General features: G+C 58.9%; 10 protein-coding genes. 1 reads left to right on the top strand and 9 read right to left on the bottom strand.

The window, feature by feature from the left end:
- Positions 1-11: 11 nt before the first annotated feature.
- From KUE00_RS08055 to ssuD, 6 genes are all read right to left on the bottom strand, one after another.
- Positions 12-1,214 (bottom strand): acyl-CoA dehydrogenase family protein, encoded by a 1,203-nt coding sequence (locus KUE00_RS08055; protein ID WP_246759212.1) that lies wholly within the window; start codon positions 1,212-1,214, stop codon positions 12-14.
- Entirely contained in the window at positions 1,207-2,658 is a 1,452-nt protein-coding gene (locus KUE00_RS08050; RefSeq protein ID WP_246759211.1) for an MFS transporter, read from the bottom strand. The genes KUE00_RS08055 and KUE00_RS08050 overlap by 8 nt, the downstream gene beginning before the upstream one ends.
- 313 nt (positions 2,659-2,971) lie before the next feature.
- A complete protein-coding gene (locus tag KUE00_RS08045) occupies positions 2,972-4,378 on the bottom strand; it encodes an LLM class flavin-dependent oxidoreductase (protein WP_246759210.1) in 1,407 nt (468 codons plus the stop codon).
- A 101-nt stretch (positions 4,379-4,479) separates the two neighbouring features.
- Positions 4,480-5,889, bottom strand: coding sequence for an FAD/NAD(P)-binding protein (locus KUE00_RS08040; RefSeq protein WP_246759209.1), 1,410 nt, complete (start codon positions 5,887-5,889; stop codon positions 4,480-4,482).
- Entirely contained in the window at positions 5,882-6,958 is a 1,077-nt protein-coding gene (gene sfnG / locus KUE00_RS08035) for a dimethylsulfone monooxygenase SfnG (RefSeq protein ID WP_246759306.1), read from the bottom strand. The genes KUE00_RS08040 and sfnG overlap by 8 nt, the downstream gene beginning before the upstream one ends.
- 25 nt (positions 6,959-6,983) lie before the next feature.
- On the bottom strand, positions 6,984-8,141 hold the full coding sequence (gene ssuD / locus KUE00_RS08030) for an FMNH2-dependent alkanesulfonate monooxygenase (RefSeq protein ID WP_246759208.1): 1,158 nt from the start codon (positions 8,139-8,141) through the stop codon (positions 6,984-6,986).
- Between the two features lie 271 nt (positions 8,142-8,412).
- Here ssuD and KUE00_RS08025 point away from each other — a divergent pair, with 271 nt between their 5' ends.
- Positions 8,413-10,317 (top strand): sigma-54-dependent Fis family transcriptional regulator, encoded by a 1,905-nt coding sequence (locus KUE00_RS08025; RefSeq protein WP_246759207.1) that lies wholly within the window; start codon positions 8,413-8,415, stop codon positions 10,315-10,317.
- 12 nt (positions 10,318-10,329) lie between these two features.
- Here the strand turns inward: KUE00_RS08025 and KUE00_RS08020 are convergent, their stop codons facing one another.
- The 3 genes from KUE00_RS08020 to betB all read right to left on the bottom strand — a co-directional run bounded on the left by KUE00_RS08020 (position 10,330) and on the right by betB (position 14,603).
- The gene (locus KUE00_RS08020) at positions 10,330-11,079 is read right to left on the bottom strand and encodes an IclR family transcriptional regulator (protein WP_246759205.1); all 750 of its coding nucleotides are present in this window, start codon (positions 11,077-11,079) and stop codon (positions 10,330-10,332) included.
- 316 nt (positions 11,080-11,395) lie between these two features.
- Positions 11,396-13,084, bottom strand: coding sequence for a choline dehydrogenase (betA, locus tag KUE00_RS08015; RefSeq protein WP_246759204.1), 1,689 nt, complete (start codon positions 13,082-13,084; stop codon positions 11,396-11,398).
- A 61-nt stretch (positions 13,085-13,145) separates the two neighbouring features.
- Positions 13,146-14,603: a betaine-aldehyde dehydrogenase gene (gene betB / locus KUE00_RS08010; protein ID WP_246759305.1), complete on the bottom strand. Its 1,458-nt coding sequence runs from the start codon at positions 14,601-14,603 to the stop codon at positions 13,146-13,148.
- Positions 14,604-14,628 lie beyond the last annotated feature (25 nt).

Raw genomic sequence — 14,628 nt, 5'->3', positions numbered from 1 at the left:
CTCCTGCGGCTTCAGCCGCCGTTACCGATCTGCCAGATAAAGGTTGGATCGTTGCCGTTCACTTCCCAGTCGCCGACGTTGCGTGCCTTATAGATAACGGGATTGTGTGAGGCTACGGTGCGGGCATTGCGCCAGTGACGATCCAGCGCTTTACTGACGCGGGTATCGGAAGCGCCCAGCGCGTTAAACAGCTCGGTGGCGGCACGCGGCACCAGCTCGCTGGCGATAACCTGCGCCTTAGCCGCTTCCAGCTCGGCCTGAATATTGGCCTTATGCAGCTGCTCTTCGCTAACGTTCAGCCAGCGCGCGTCAAAAGCCTTTTGTAACGACAGGCTGGCCCGCTGTACTGCGGCTTCCACCGCAAATACCTGACTGGAAATTTGCCCGACAACCTGTAGAACCTGCGCGTCCTGTTTGACCAGCGGCGCGTTGCCGTGGCTGTAGATCCTTTTACGCTGCGCCACGGCCTGCGACACGTCGCGGCTTACCGCGCGGCCAATGCCCACCAGCACCGATAAGAGAACGTGCTGATAGAAAGCGGTTTGATAGCGAAAGCGTTCGCTGAAGTCATAAACGTTTTCCTGTTCAACCGTCGCCTGGCGAAAGCGCGTGGTGCCGCTGCCGGTCAAGCGTTGCCCAAAGCCGTCCCAGTCGTCGTCGCGCTCCACGCCCTGCTGATGCGTGTTGACCAGCGCAATGACGTCGCGACCGTTGTCGGTGCGCTGCGCGTACACATCAATCCAGTCGGCGTAAAGCGTGCCGGTGCTGTAAAACTTTTCGCCGTCAAGCAGCCAGCCTTGCGCCGCGGGCGAGACTTTTGTTAAGACTTCGCCCAGCTTCAGATTGCCGATTTCGCTCCAGCCGCTGCCGACCAGCTCACCGTCTGCAAAGCGGCGGAACCAGCGGCGGCGCGATTCGCTGTCCGGCTGGTTAAGCCGGTCTTCGACAAAGGCAAAGTGCGCGCGCAGCGCCTGCGGCAGATTTGAGTCCGCCTCGGCCAGCTCGCTCAGCAGTTGAAACAGCTCCGGCAGCGTCGCGCCCAGGCCACCCTCTTCACGCGGGATGCGCAAAGTGCCAAAACCCGCCTCTTTCAGCCAGCGAACCGGCTCGTATGCCAGTTCACGCTGTCGTTCACGCCCGACGGCACCTTCGGCGATACGGGCAAAAATCGGGCGGAAACGCGCCGCCAGCGCAGCATAAGTAGATTCAGACATGCGGTTCTCCGGATGTAGCGTTATCGTCGATGTCCTGACGCGTCGGTTCAAACCGCACGATAATCAGGAAGAAAATGGGAATGAGGGCCGCCAGCGAGACGATCCAGAACATATTGGTGCCAAAAGAGGCCTGCAGGATTGGCAGGATAAACAGCGCCAGCGCGCTGCCGATACCCGACAGCGAACGGCCAAAGCCGACGCCGGTGGCGCGGATATGCGTGGGATAAGAGAGCGCCGGATAGATCATCATTTGCGCACCCGGCCCGAAGCCTTCGGCAAACAGCCACAGGCCGAGCATCAGGATGGCGAAGACCACGCCAGCGGCCGCCTGTGGATGTCCCACCAGTGCCAGGGAGATCAGCGCAATAAACTGTAGGGCGAAACCGGCAATCGCTACGTGACGCGACGGAAATTTCCACGCCAGCCGCATGCCCAGCAGCCCGCCGGTAAAGGCGAACAGCGCGTTTAAGCCCAGTGAAGCGGAGATGGTTTCAAAGACGCCCGCGCCGAGAAACTGCGCCAGAATAGACGGCAGGAAAAAGGCGATAGCCGTGTATTCAAACGAGATACAAACGTTCATTACTGCCGTAACCAGCGTGCGCTCGCGGTAAGGCTTTTGAAACAGAACGCGAAAGCTAACCTTTGGCGGTGCTTTCGGTTTCTCTGCGGTTTTTTCTTCGTGCGCGGTAATGCCGTAAGAGTCACGCAGGATCCTGACCGCGCCGCTCAGATCGCCCTGGTTAGCGGCCCAGAGTGGCGATTCATTCATAAACTTGCTGCGTACCGCAATAATCAGCAGCGCCGGCACCGCACCAAACAGCAGCGAAGCGCGCCACAGCCAGTCGATATGCTCTTTCGGCAGCAGAAAATAGAGCGCGAAAATGATAAAAAAGCAGGCCGACGAGGCCGCGTACCACATTGGGCACCAGGCGGCCAGCCGCGCGGCCTTATTGCCCTTACCGCTGAACTTAGAGAACTCGGCCAGATAGGCCATCGCCACGGGCAGATCGATGCCCACGCCTATCCCCATCAGAAACCGGGCGCCAATCAATACCCAGACGTTTGGCGCAAAGCCAGCCACAATCGCCGAGACCACAAAAAACAGCATATCGGCCATAAACACCGAGTAGCGGCCATACTTGTCGGTCAGCCAGCCGCCGACCAGGTTGCCGATAATGGTGCCGAGCATGATTGACGACGTGACCAGTCCGGTGAGCGTCGGCGTCAGGCCAAACTCTTTTACCACGTCATCAATCCCGTAAGAGAGCGTGGTGAGATCGTACGCGTCCAGAAAAACGCCGCCCAGCGCCAGAAACACGATCCAGCGCGCGTAGCTGTTTTTGTTGCCTCTGCTGTTGATTAATTGCGCCACGTCGCTGACCGAGCGTACCGGTGCCGATAGCGGCGGCGACGTGATGTCGTCGTCCAGGTTAATTGAGCTCATTATTGCCTCGTTATTTTGCAGGTGTTCGCCTGTTATAAGACGAAACCAAATGATGTCAAAACAACAAAAAATTCCGCCTAAATGCCTTTTATTCAATTGGTTGTAGTGTTTTTCAGACAGCAGAAAATGCCGGGGCGGCGCACGGCTACCCCGGTAAAAGCTATTATCTGACGAAACAGAAATAGCACGGCGCGACAACGTGACAGCGTCACTTACCGGCCGCACTACGCCTTATTCGATTTTAAGTACGTTACCCTTCTGTGCCCGTAGCCTGGCTTTGCCAGCGCCCGTTTTGCCTTCGCTGCGCCAAAGCTTATTCGGTGGCAAACGCGTTTTCGGCGGGGGCCGTTTGCCCGTGGCGGCGATAGCCCGTTCCCGGATGCGGTTCACTCAGGCGCGGTCCCTGACCAAAAAGCTTGTCACGCAGCGTGCCGGGCTGATACTCCTGCTTGTAGACGCCGCGCTTTTGCAGTTCAGGAACCAGCAGCTCGACCACATCGCTAAAGGTTTCGTGCGTGACGGCATAGGCCAGGTTAAAGCCGTCGACGTCGGTTTCCTCTACCCAGCTTTGCAGCTCGTCGGCCACCGTGGTCGCGCTACCCACCAACAGCGGCCCGAAACCGCCAATACCGACCCAGTCCGCCAGCGCCTGCACCGTCCACTGTTTGTCAGGATCGGCCGTAGAAAAGGTCTCTACCGCCGACTGAATGGCATTGGTATGCAGATGCTTCAGTACCTGTTCAGGCTGATACTGACCAAAATCGATGCCCGTCCAGCCGGAAATCAGCGCCAGCGCGCCTTCATAGCTGACGTAGCTTTTATACTCCTGCCATTTGGCCTGCGCGGCCTTATCCGTTTCTCCCACAATCACCGTTTGCAGATTAAAAATCAGTACGCTGCGCGGATCGCGTCCCGCCTCGGCTGCCCGACGGCGAATATCCGCCACCGTTTTCTTCAGCAGCACTTTTGACGGCGCGGCGACAAAGACGCATTCGGCATGTTCGGCGGCAAACTGTTTACCCCGGCTGGACGCGCCAGCCTGATAGAGCACTGGCGTACGCTGCGGCGACGGCTCGCACAGGTGAATACCCGGCACCTGAAAGAAGGTTCCCTGATGATTGATGGGATGAATTTTGCCGGGATCGCTAAAGATACGCCGCTCGCGGTCGCGCAGGACGGCCCCCTCTTCCCAGCTTCCCTCCAGCAGCTTATAAACGACCTGTAAGTACTCATCGGCATAGTCGTAGCGGGCATCGTGGTCGGTTTGCGCCTGAAAACCGATATTACGCGCGCCGCTCTCCAGATAAGAGGTCACGATATTCCAGCCGATACGCCCTTTGGTCAGGTGATCGAGCGTGGAGAGACGACGGGCAAAGGGATAAGGATGTTCAAAAGAGAGCGAGGCGGTCAGGCCAAAGCCCAGATGTTCCGTAACCAGCGCCATCGGCGTAATCAGCGCCAGCGGATCGTTGACTGGCACCTGAGTCGCATGGCGAATGGCGGCGTCGTTATTGCCATTCAGCACATCGTAAACGCCGAGGACGTCGGCAATAAATAAGCCGTCGAATTTCCCCTTCTCCAGCAGGCGGGCTAAATCCGTCCAGTAGGCTAAGTCTTTATATTGCCAGGAGCGGTCGCGCGGATGCGCCCACAGGCCGGGCGACTGATGGCCCACACAGTTCATATCAAAAGCGTTCAGTCGAATTTCACGTTGCGGCATAGCGGTCTCCATAGCCGTCACTTGCGGGCGTAACGGCATTGATGCAGATAAAGCGCGGCCTGTCCGCAATAGCTATTGCCGACGGATCCGCGATTGAAGTATTAACGGGAAGCGTGCAGTGAAGGACAACATCGCGGCACCGGCGGCGATGTGTTAAGCAACTTTTCAGCCAGCGCTTCGGCATGTTCCGCCACCTGCGGCAGGCCCATCAGTTCGCCAAAGCGCCCACGCGCCGCCGGGCCGACGACGTGCAGATGCGGGTTGGCCGTGCCGCTGCGGTTCAGGGTTTGCGACCGCGCGTCAACCAGAATGCCCAGCCCCAGCGGATCGGCCTGAATAAGCCCCTCGGCGGCCAGCTGGCCCAGCAGGCTGTCGCTGCTCAGCAGTGAACCGTGCGCCGGGCCGGTGGTAACAATCAGTTTATCGACGACGAGGGTGGTTGCCGTACCTTTACGCGGCTGTAGCCTCAGCGCAATTTCTGCACCTTCGCTGTTGGCCGCTACCAGCCTTGCCGCCAGCACGCGCAGTTGACCGCTGTGCTGCCCCTCTTCCAGCGCTTTGCTGACCTGCGGGGCGATTCGATAGCGATGTACGTCCCACCACGGACGCAGGTGGCGTAAAAAACGCCGCTGCTCTTTTAAGGCCATTTGCTGCCAGATTTGCTGGCCATGAAAGCGAATATCGTCCAGCACCAGCTGCCACGGCACGCCTTCTTCTGCCGCCTGCGCTACCTCTTGCCTTACGCGTCGTAGCCAGCCGCGAGCGGTTGCTGGCATGTGGCGATAATCAAGCGGACGGGCGTCATAGTCGCCGCTGACGTTATTGCGCGGCAGCTGGCCACGGCGTGAAAAAGCGGTTATCGGGCCACGATGACCCTGTAGCTGAAGAGAGGCGACCACATCGGCCATCGTCAGGCCAGAGCCAATAATGGCGACGCGATCTTCACTGCCCACTTTCGCCAGCGCCTGCGGCAGCCACGGATTGGCGATCAGGCCCGGATGCTCCACCAGCGCCTGCTGCACGAGGCGCGGCAAGGCGGGCGGCGGATGGCTGATTGCCAGTACGACCTCGTCTGCCCGGTAAGCGCGTCCTGCCGCCGTCAGAATTTGGCCTTCCCGCAGCGCCACGGCGCGATCCTGAACGTGAACCAGCCTGACCTGCAAACGGGCGGCTTCGGCAAACTGCTCTGCCACATAAGCCCCAAACTGCGCACGCTGCGGATAAAGCTTGCCGTCCTGCCAGCGGCTTGCCGCATCGTTCTGATAAGCAGCAGAAGCGCGATACCAGCGTTCAAAGTCGCCTTCCTGCGCGGCACAAAGCTGCATGCGCGAGGCCTGAACGTTAATGCGGTGCGCCGGATCCTGCGTGCTATAGGCAACGCCCTGTCCCAACTGCGCGCGCGGTTCAATCACCGTGACCGTCAGGCCTGCGGCTCCCTGGCGTGCAAGGTGGATTGCCAGCGCCGTGCCGGTAAAGCCGCCGCCGATAATCACAATATGCCGCTCAGCCATGGTGCAGCTCCGGCTGCGTCTGCCGCTCCAGTTCGCGTACCAGCGGGATCACTTCGCGGCCAAAGAATTCCACCTCTTCCTGAAAATGCAGGAAGCCCAGCAGCATGAGATCGACCCCCGCGTGCTTCATGGCGACGATCCTTTCGGCTATCTGCTGCGGCGTGCCGATCAGATTGGTTTTGAAACCATCGTTGTATTGCACCAGATCTTCCAGCGTGGAGCGCGCCCAGTTACCTTCGCCTTCCGGCGAGGCGCTGCCCGCATTTTTCACTTCATGCTGAAAGCCTTTTACCGCGTCGGGGTTCGCGTGATTTAAAATCTCCTGTAATACCTGCTGCGCTTCCTGCTCGCTTTGCCGGGCAATGACAAAGCCGTTGACGCCGATTTTAACCCGGTGCCGGTTCTCTTTGGCTTTCTGCTGAATGTCCTGCACCTGCTGGCGAACGCCCTCCAGCGTGTTGCCGTTGGTGAAGTACCAGTCGGAAACCCGTGCGGCCATATCACGCGCGGCACGCGAGCTGCCGCCCTGGAAGATTTCCGGCTGCGGCATCAGCGGCTTTGGCTTTAGCGAGTAGTCGCGGTAGCGGTAGAAGTCGCCGGCAAAGCTGAAGCTCTCCTCCTGCCAGATACCGCGCAGGCAGCGAATAAACTCTTCGGAACGCAGATAGCGCTCTTCATGATCCAGCCAGGGTTCGCCAATCGCTTTAAATTCGCCGCGAAACCAGCCGCTGACGATGTTGACCGCGATGCGGGCATTGCTCAGATGACTGATGGTCGCAATCTGTTTGGCGGCAAGCGTTGGATTCCACGGGCCGGGCAAAATAGCGGCAATGACCTTCAGCCTTTCCGTCGCGCCCAGCAGCGCCTGGGAGAAGGTGACGGATTCGTGCTGATTGTCCGCGCCATAACCCGCGGTAAAACGGATTTGCGTTAAGGCGTAGTCAAATCCCGCCTGCTCCGCAATACGCGCCAGCTTGCGGTTATAATCAAAATCCCAGCCGGTGCGCTGCGGGATCTGGCTGATCACCAGACCACCCGACACGTTGGGTACCCAGTAGGCGAACTGCATCGGTTGCTTTGGCACGCTGCGCTCCTTAACTCTTTTTAGCCGGACGACGATCGCCGCCGATAGTTTCACCAAACGGCCCGGTATTGACCGTACGCTGGCGTGTTTTCTCGCCTTCCGTCTGCAACAAAGGCATCACCAGCTCGGCAAAGCGGTGCGCCTCTTCCAGGTGGGGATAGCCAGAGAAGATAAAGTTTTCAATGCCCAGCGCCTGGTATTCGCGAATGCGCTCGACTATCTGCTGAGGACTGCCGACCAGCGCCGTGCCCGCGCCGCCGCGTACCAGCCCGACACCTGCCCATAAGTTTGGCGCAATGCGCAGATCTTCGCGAGAGCCCTTGTGCAGCGCGCTCATCCGCGCCTGGCCGGTAGAGTCCATGCGCGCAAAAATTTTCTGGGCGCTGGCAATGGTTTCGTCATCCAGATGCGCGATCAGGCGATCGGCGGCGGCCCAGGCTTCCTCTTCCGTTTCGCGTACGATGACGTGCAGACGGATGCCATAGCTCAGCTGACGGCCACGCTGCTCCGCGCGCTGGCGCACTACAGCCAGCTTTTCCGCGACCTGCGCCACCGGCTCGCCCCAGGTCAGATAGCTGTCGATCTGGTTGGCCGCGACATCAATAGCCTCGTCAGACGAGCCGCCAAAATAGAGCGGCGGCCCGTTTTCCTGTACGGGCGGAAACAGCACCTCCGCGCCTTCAACATGGATATGCTCGCCTGCAAAATCGACTTTTTCACCTTTCAGCAGCCGCGAATAGACTTCCAGGAATTCGCGCGTTACCTGATAACGCTCGGCATGGCTGAGAAAAATGCCGTCGCCTTTGTTTTCGACCGGATCGCCGCCCGTTACAACGTTGATCAGCAGACGACCTTCCGACAGGCGATCCAGCGTGGCGGCCATGCGTGCCGCCAGCGTCGGCGGTTGTAAACCTGGCCGTACGGCCACCAGATAGCGCAGCCGTTTAGTGATGGGTGCCAGCGCCGACGCCACCAGCCATGAGTCTTCACAGCTTTTCCCGGTAGGGATTAACACACCATAGAAACCGAGGTTATCAGCGGCCAGCGCGACCTGCTGCAAATAGGGCAAATCGACGGCGCGTCCGCCCTCTGCTGTTCCCAGGTAGCGGCCATCACCGTGCGTGGGTAGAAACCAAAACAGCTTTAGATTTTCCTGCGAGGCGCTCATTCTCACTTTCCTTATAACGTTATCTTAATTTATTCATTAGCGGCATTATCTTTGGTTATATAGACATGTGCAGGAAGCGTGCCAGGCGGGCGGGATTTTTAAATTCTTTAAAATCAGCAAGATAATTTTTTCGGAAACAAACCTGACTGCTGCAAATGCAGCAACTGCTGTCAGCCACCTGCTGCATTTGCAGCAGCGGGCAGGAAAGGACTCTCGTCACTGCTAACCAGCAAGGTTATGTTAGCGGCAGAGACTTTTACCGGAGAAAGCTATGTCCAGTTCCGTTGCCGATTTAATCGACCCCGCTTCCGTCGCGTTTAAAGACGTGCTGGATCGCCTTGCGCCCGGCGATGCCACGGTGCTGATCACAGGCGAAACCGGTACGGGGAAAGAGGTAGTGGCGCGCTACCTGCACCAGCACAGCCCAAGGCGCGATCGCCCTTTTCTGGCGGTAAACTGTGGCGCGCTGACGGAGAGCCTGGCGGAATCAGAACTGTTTGGTCACGAGAAAGGCGCGTTTACCGGCGCGACCAGCCAGCAGCCGGGCTGGTTTGAGGCGGCCGAGGGCGGCACGCTGCTGTTAGATGAAATCGGCGAGCTGAGCCTGCCGCTACAGGTCAAGCTGCTGCGCGTATTGCAGGAGCGGGAAATTACTCGCGTCGGTTCCCATCGTGCGGTTAGCGTTGACGTGCGGGTAATTGCAGCGACCCATGTCAATCTTACCGGTGCCATCCGGGAAAAACGTTTTCGGGAAGATCTCTATTACCGTCTTAACGTCGCGGAAGTGACGCTGCCGCCGCTGCGCCAGCGTAGCCAGGATATTCCGCTGCTGGCTAACCATTTTCTTACGCTCTATGCCCGCCGCCTTGGCCGCCCGCAGCTGCGCCTTAGCGAAGAGGCGATGGCGGCGCTGGTCGCCTGGCGCTGGCCCGGCAATATCCGCGAGCTGGAAAATACGCTGCATAATGCGGTGTTGTTGAGTCAGCAAACGCTGATTACCGCCGACCAGCTGCGCCTTAGCTCGCCTGTCGAAGCGCTGCCGCAGGCGGAAAATTCGCTGGACAGATTTTTGCGTCAGCACCTGCAACAGCATAGCGGGCCGGTTTATCAGGAAGTTATGGATGCGCTGGTGCGTCACGCTTTTGAGCAGTGCCAGCATAATCAGCTACAAACGGCGGCGCTGCTGGGTATCAGCCGCAATACTTTGCGCACTCATCTGGGGCATCTGGGCCTGATTAAGCCGCGCCGCAGCCTGCCGACAGGCCGCTCTTCCGCACGGGAAGCCGCACCCGCGGGCGAGCGCGAGCTGCGCATCGGCTACCAGAAGTTTGGCAATCTGGGCATTTTAAAAGCGCGCCAGACGCTGGAAACGCTGTTTATGCACCAGGGCGTGAGCGTGCTCTGGTGCGAGTTTCCCGCCGGGCCGCAGCTGCTGCACGCGCTGGATAACCATGAGATTGACTTTGGCACCACGGGCGAAGTGCCGCCGCTGTTCGCCCAGGCAAACCATTCGCCGCTGCGCTATGTGGCTTATGAACCCGCCGCGCCGCAGAGCGTGGCTTTGCTGGTGGCCGCCGACAGCGCTATCCAGACGATTGCCGATCTAAAAGGTAAACGTATTGCGGTGAATAAAGGTTCCAACGTGCATTATCTGCTGTTGCAGATTCTGGACGAGGCGGGCCTGTCGCTGGACGACGTGCGCATCGTTTACGCGCCGCCGAAATATCCTTTAACGCCCAGCGATCGTCACGCCGTCGATGCCTGGATGATGTGGGATCCGTTGCTTAGCGAGGCGGAGCGCGAGCGCGATTTACGGGTGATCGCCAGCGGCACGGGTCGGGTCAACAACCATCAGTTTTACCTGGCGCACCGCGATCTTATCGCGCGTTCTGACGATTTATTGCAGACGCTGCTGGGCGCGCTGGAACAGACCGGACGCTATATCGATACCCGCCGCGACGAGGCCGCCGCCCTGCTCTCGGCCGAGCTGGGCCTGTCGCACGCTTCGCTGGCACATGCCTTAACGCGCCGCAGCCATCAGACACGGCGGATGGATTTAGCTATCGTGCGCCAACAGCAGGCTATCGCTGACCGCTTCTTCGCGCTGGGCCTGCTGCCGCGTGCCATTAATGTACGCGATGCGGTAACGGTTTATACCTCTGTGGAGCTGGTCTGAGCCGCCTTTGCGTCAGCCAGCCAGCAGCGCCTCCGTTTCGGCTTTGCACTGCAACAGCGCGGAAAGCAGATGGTCAAACTCTTCGTCAAAGCGTATCGCCGGCACGGCCAGGGAAATCGCGTAATGCTCGTTCACTCTGGTTTTGATATAAACGCCGAGGCCGCAGACCCCGCGTGCATGCTCTTCGCGATCAATGGCGTAGTGACTGGCGCGCACCTGCTCAACGTCCTGCAAAATGGCGGGCAGCGTGCGGAGCGTTTGTTCGGTACGGAGATCGAGATGCCCGGCGAGCATCTCGCTGATTTGCTGGTTGCTTAACTGCGCCAGGATCGCCTTGCCATGCGCGGTACAATGACAGGGAAAGGCGGTACCTACGGCGGAAACCACGCGCAGTTCCCGATCGGAGACAAACTGGCTGACCGACACCGCATGGCTGCCCCGCCAGACGCAAAGATCGACCGTTTCGCGGGTGCGTCGCCCCAGCGCTTCCATTGCCGGACGGGAAAGCGCAATGACATCGGTATGGGCCGACGCCGCCAGCCGTGCCAGTGCCGGGCCAAGCTTCACCTCCCCCGCGCTTACGATCAGCAGCTGCTGGCTTTCCAGCGAGGCTACCAGGCGGTGAACGGTAGTGCGCGGTAGCTCTACCTGCCGGGACAGCGCGGAAATAGTCATTCCGGCGGGCTGATGTTCCAGCGCGCGCAGCAGCGTTGCCGCGCGGGCAATAACCTGGGAACCGTTGTTTTCGCGATCGGTGCTCATGAGTAGCCTGTAGGTTATGACAGTAACCGGCCTCATTATCCACATAGTGGACAGCTTGAACAGAGGATAGCGGTGACATCAGGCAGGCTATAGAAAATGAGTGGTTAAAACGAAGTGTTGAATAACACTGGCATGATGAAGGGTAAAGCGGTAACGGATATTACCGTGGGCGAGTAAATATCTGCCCCGAAGTAACATAAAAGCTGACCACGCCGGACAATAGCGGCGTGGTCAGTTAATCAGCTCAAAGCACGGCCTTTATCGACAGGCGCTGGCCATGATAAAGGCAAGGGTTTCCGTTCCCCTGGTCAGGCTATCAGGCTACGCCTTCTTCCTGCGCCTGCTCCGCTTCGGCTTTTTCACGCTGCAGTCGATAATAATCCGCTTTGGACGGGGCCAGCGGCGTGCGGCCACGGATTAGATCGGCCATTTTTTCTGCAATCATCACCGTTGGCGCATTCAGGTTACCGGTCGTGATCTGCGGCATAATAGAAGCATCCACCACACGCAGGTTCTGCATACCGTGTACGCGCCCTTCTGCATCGACCACCGCCATTTCGTCATTACCCATCGCGCAGCTGCCGCAAGGATGATAGGCCGTTTCCGCATGATCGCGGACGAAGGCGTCGATCTGCTCGTCGCTCTGCACTGCCGCACCTGGCTGAATCTCTTCGCCACAGTATTCTGCCAGCGCAGGCTGACGCATAATTTCGCGCGTATGGCGCACCGCGTGGCGAAACTCTTCCCAGTCACGCTCTTCCGACATGTAGTTAAAGAAGATCGACGGCGCGGCGTAAGGATGCTTCGAGGTCAGCTTAACGCGGCCACGGCTGCGTGAGCGCATGGGGCCAACGTGGGCCTGGAAACCGTGCTCCTTAACCGGGCTGCTGCCGTTGTAGTTAATGGCAACCGGCAGGAAGTGATACTGCAAGTCTGGCCAGTCCGGCTGGTCGTCGCTGCGAATAAAGCCGCCCGCTTCAAACTGGTTGCTGGCACCGATACCCGTGCCGTTAAACAGCCATTCTGCACCAATCGCCGGCTGGTTCCACCACTGGAGCGACGGATAGAGGCTAACGGGCTTTTTGCAGCGGAACTGCATATAAACTTCCAGGTGATCCTGAAGATTGCGGCCCACGCCCGGTAAGGCATGGACTACCGGGATATCCAGCTCGCGTAACCACTCTTCCGGGCCAACGCCAGAGCGTTGCAATACCTGCGGTGAGGCGATGGCACCCGCACACAGCAGGACTTCACGCGTGGCCGTTGCCCGCTCTTCTTTGCCGCCGCGCAGCCAGCAGACGCCCACGGCGGTTTTGCCCTCAAACAGAATACGGTCGGTTTGCGCATGGGTGACGATGGTCAGGTTTGAACGCTGTTTCGCCTCGTCCAGATAGCCGCGTGCGGTGCTGGAACGACGGCCTTTTGGCGTCACCGTTCGGTCCATCGGGCCAAAACCATCCTGGCGATAGCCGTTCATATCGTCGGTCTCGTGGTGACCGGCCTGCTTCGCCGCGTCGATAAAGGCGCGGAACAGCGGGTTATTGCCCTTCTTCGGCGTGGTGACGCTCAGATACCCTTCGCCGCCGTGATAGTCGTTTTCGCCGATATCGCGTTTCTCGGCCTTGCGGAAATAAGGCAGGCAATTGAGATAAGACCAGTTTTCCAGCCCCTTTTTTTGCGCCCAGTTATCGTAGTCCATCGCGTTGCCGCGCACGTAGCACATGCCGTTGATCAGCGAAGAGCCACCCAGACCCTTACCACGTCCGCACTCCATGCGGCGATTGTTCATTTTGGGTTCCGGATCCGTTTCATAAGCCCAGTTATAGCGTTTTCCCTGTAGCGGATAAGCTAAAGCGGCTGGCATTTGGGTACGGAAATCCCAGCGGTGATCCTTGCCGCCTGCTTCCAGTAAAAGTACCGATACGTCAGCATCCTCAGTCAGTCGTGTTGCCAGAACGTTGCCGGCAGAGCCAGCGCCAATAATGATATAGTCAAATTTCTGCATTAAACCTCCGGATAGCCGCGGCCTGCGCCGCGGCAAAAAAACAGTGTCGTCATCAGGGCAATCAGAACGCGGACGGATAGTCGCCCATTTCGATCAGCACGGATTTGGTACGCGTATAGTGGTGTAGCGTTTCCAGGCCGTTTTCACGTCCTACGCCGGACTGCTTATAGCCGCCAACCGGCATTGGCGCAGGCGATTCGCCCCAGCTGTTCACCCAGCAGATGCCCGCTTCCAGCTGATGGATAACGCGGTGTGCGCGATTCAGCGAGGTGGTAAAGACGCCTGCGGCCAGACCATATTCCGTGTTATTGGCGCGATCGATAACTTCCTGCTCGTCATCAAACACCAGCACGCTCATCACCGGGCCAAAAATCTCTTCCTGCACAATGCGCATTTCGTCGGAACAGTCGGTGAACACGGTTGGCGCCACAAAGCAGCCCTTCGCCATTTCGCCTTCGGTCAGGCGGAAACCGCCAGCCAGCACGCGTGCGCCCTCGTTTTTACCGATTTCCAGATAGGAGACCACCTTCTGGCAGTGCTCTTCGCTGACCAGCGGGCCGAAATTGGTGTCCGGCAGCGTTGGATCGCCACATTTGATAGCCTCCATTTTTTCCAGCAGGCGCTTTTCAAAATCCGCTTTTAGTGAGCGATGCACGAACACGCGCGTGCCGTTGGTGCAAACCTGGCCACTGCTGTAGAAGTTAGCCATCATCGCGCCATCTACGGCACGTTCCAGCTCGGCATCTTCAAAGACGATCAGCGGCGATTTGCCACCGAGTTCCATGGTGACCGACTTCAGGTTCGCCAGTGCCGCATCCGCCATGACGCGCTTACCGGTATTCACTTCGCCAGTAAAGGAGACTTTAGCGATCTTCGGATGCTGGCTCAGGCCCTGACCGACAGCGCCGGCACCCTGGACAACGTTGAAAACGCCGTCCGGTAGCCCGGCTTCGGTAAAGATTTTTGCCAGCTCCAGCGCGCTGAGCGGCGTGACTTCGCTGGGCTTAAAGATCATTGCGTTGCCGGTAGCCAGCGCAGGCGCGCTTTTCCACATTGCAATCTGAATGGGGTAGTTCCAGGCACCGATGCCGGCACAAACGCCCAGGGGTTCGCGGCGGGTATAAACCAGCGCGCTGTCGCGCAGTGGAATCGATTCGCCTTCTACCGCCACAGCCAGGCCCGCATAGTACTCCAGTACATCTGCGCCCGTGACAATGTCAACCGCTTCGGTTTCGCTGAGCGGTTTGCCGGTGTCTGCGGTTTCCAGCGCGGCCAGCTCATCGTTACGCTCACGCAGGATCGCTACGGCTTTTAACAGGACACGGCTACGTTCGACCGGCGTATAGCCGCGCCAGATACGCTGGCCCGCTTCGGCACTGGCGACGGCGCGATCGATATCCTGCTGGCTGGCTGAGGTCACTTCTGCCAGCACTTCACCATTGGCGGGATTGATGGTGGTAAACGTTTCGCCATGACCCGCTTCTTCGCGGCCATTGATGTAAAGTCCACGGCGTTGCATATCGGCCATGTCTCCTCCTTCAGGG

The sequence above is a fragment of the Erwinia phyllosphaerae genome (genome assembly GCF_019132875.1).
Lineage (GTDB): Bacteria > Pseudomonadota > Gammaproteobacteria > Enterobacterales > Enterobacteriaceae > Erwinia > Erwinia phyllosphaerae.
Note: the sequence above shows the minus strand (reverse complement) of the source record. Positions and strands in the feature narration are given on the sequence as shown.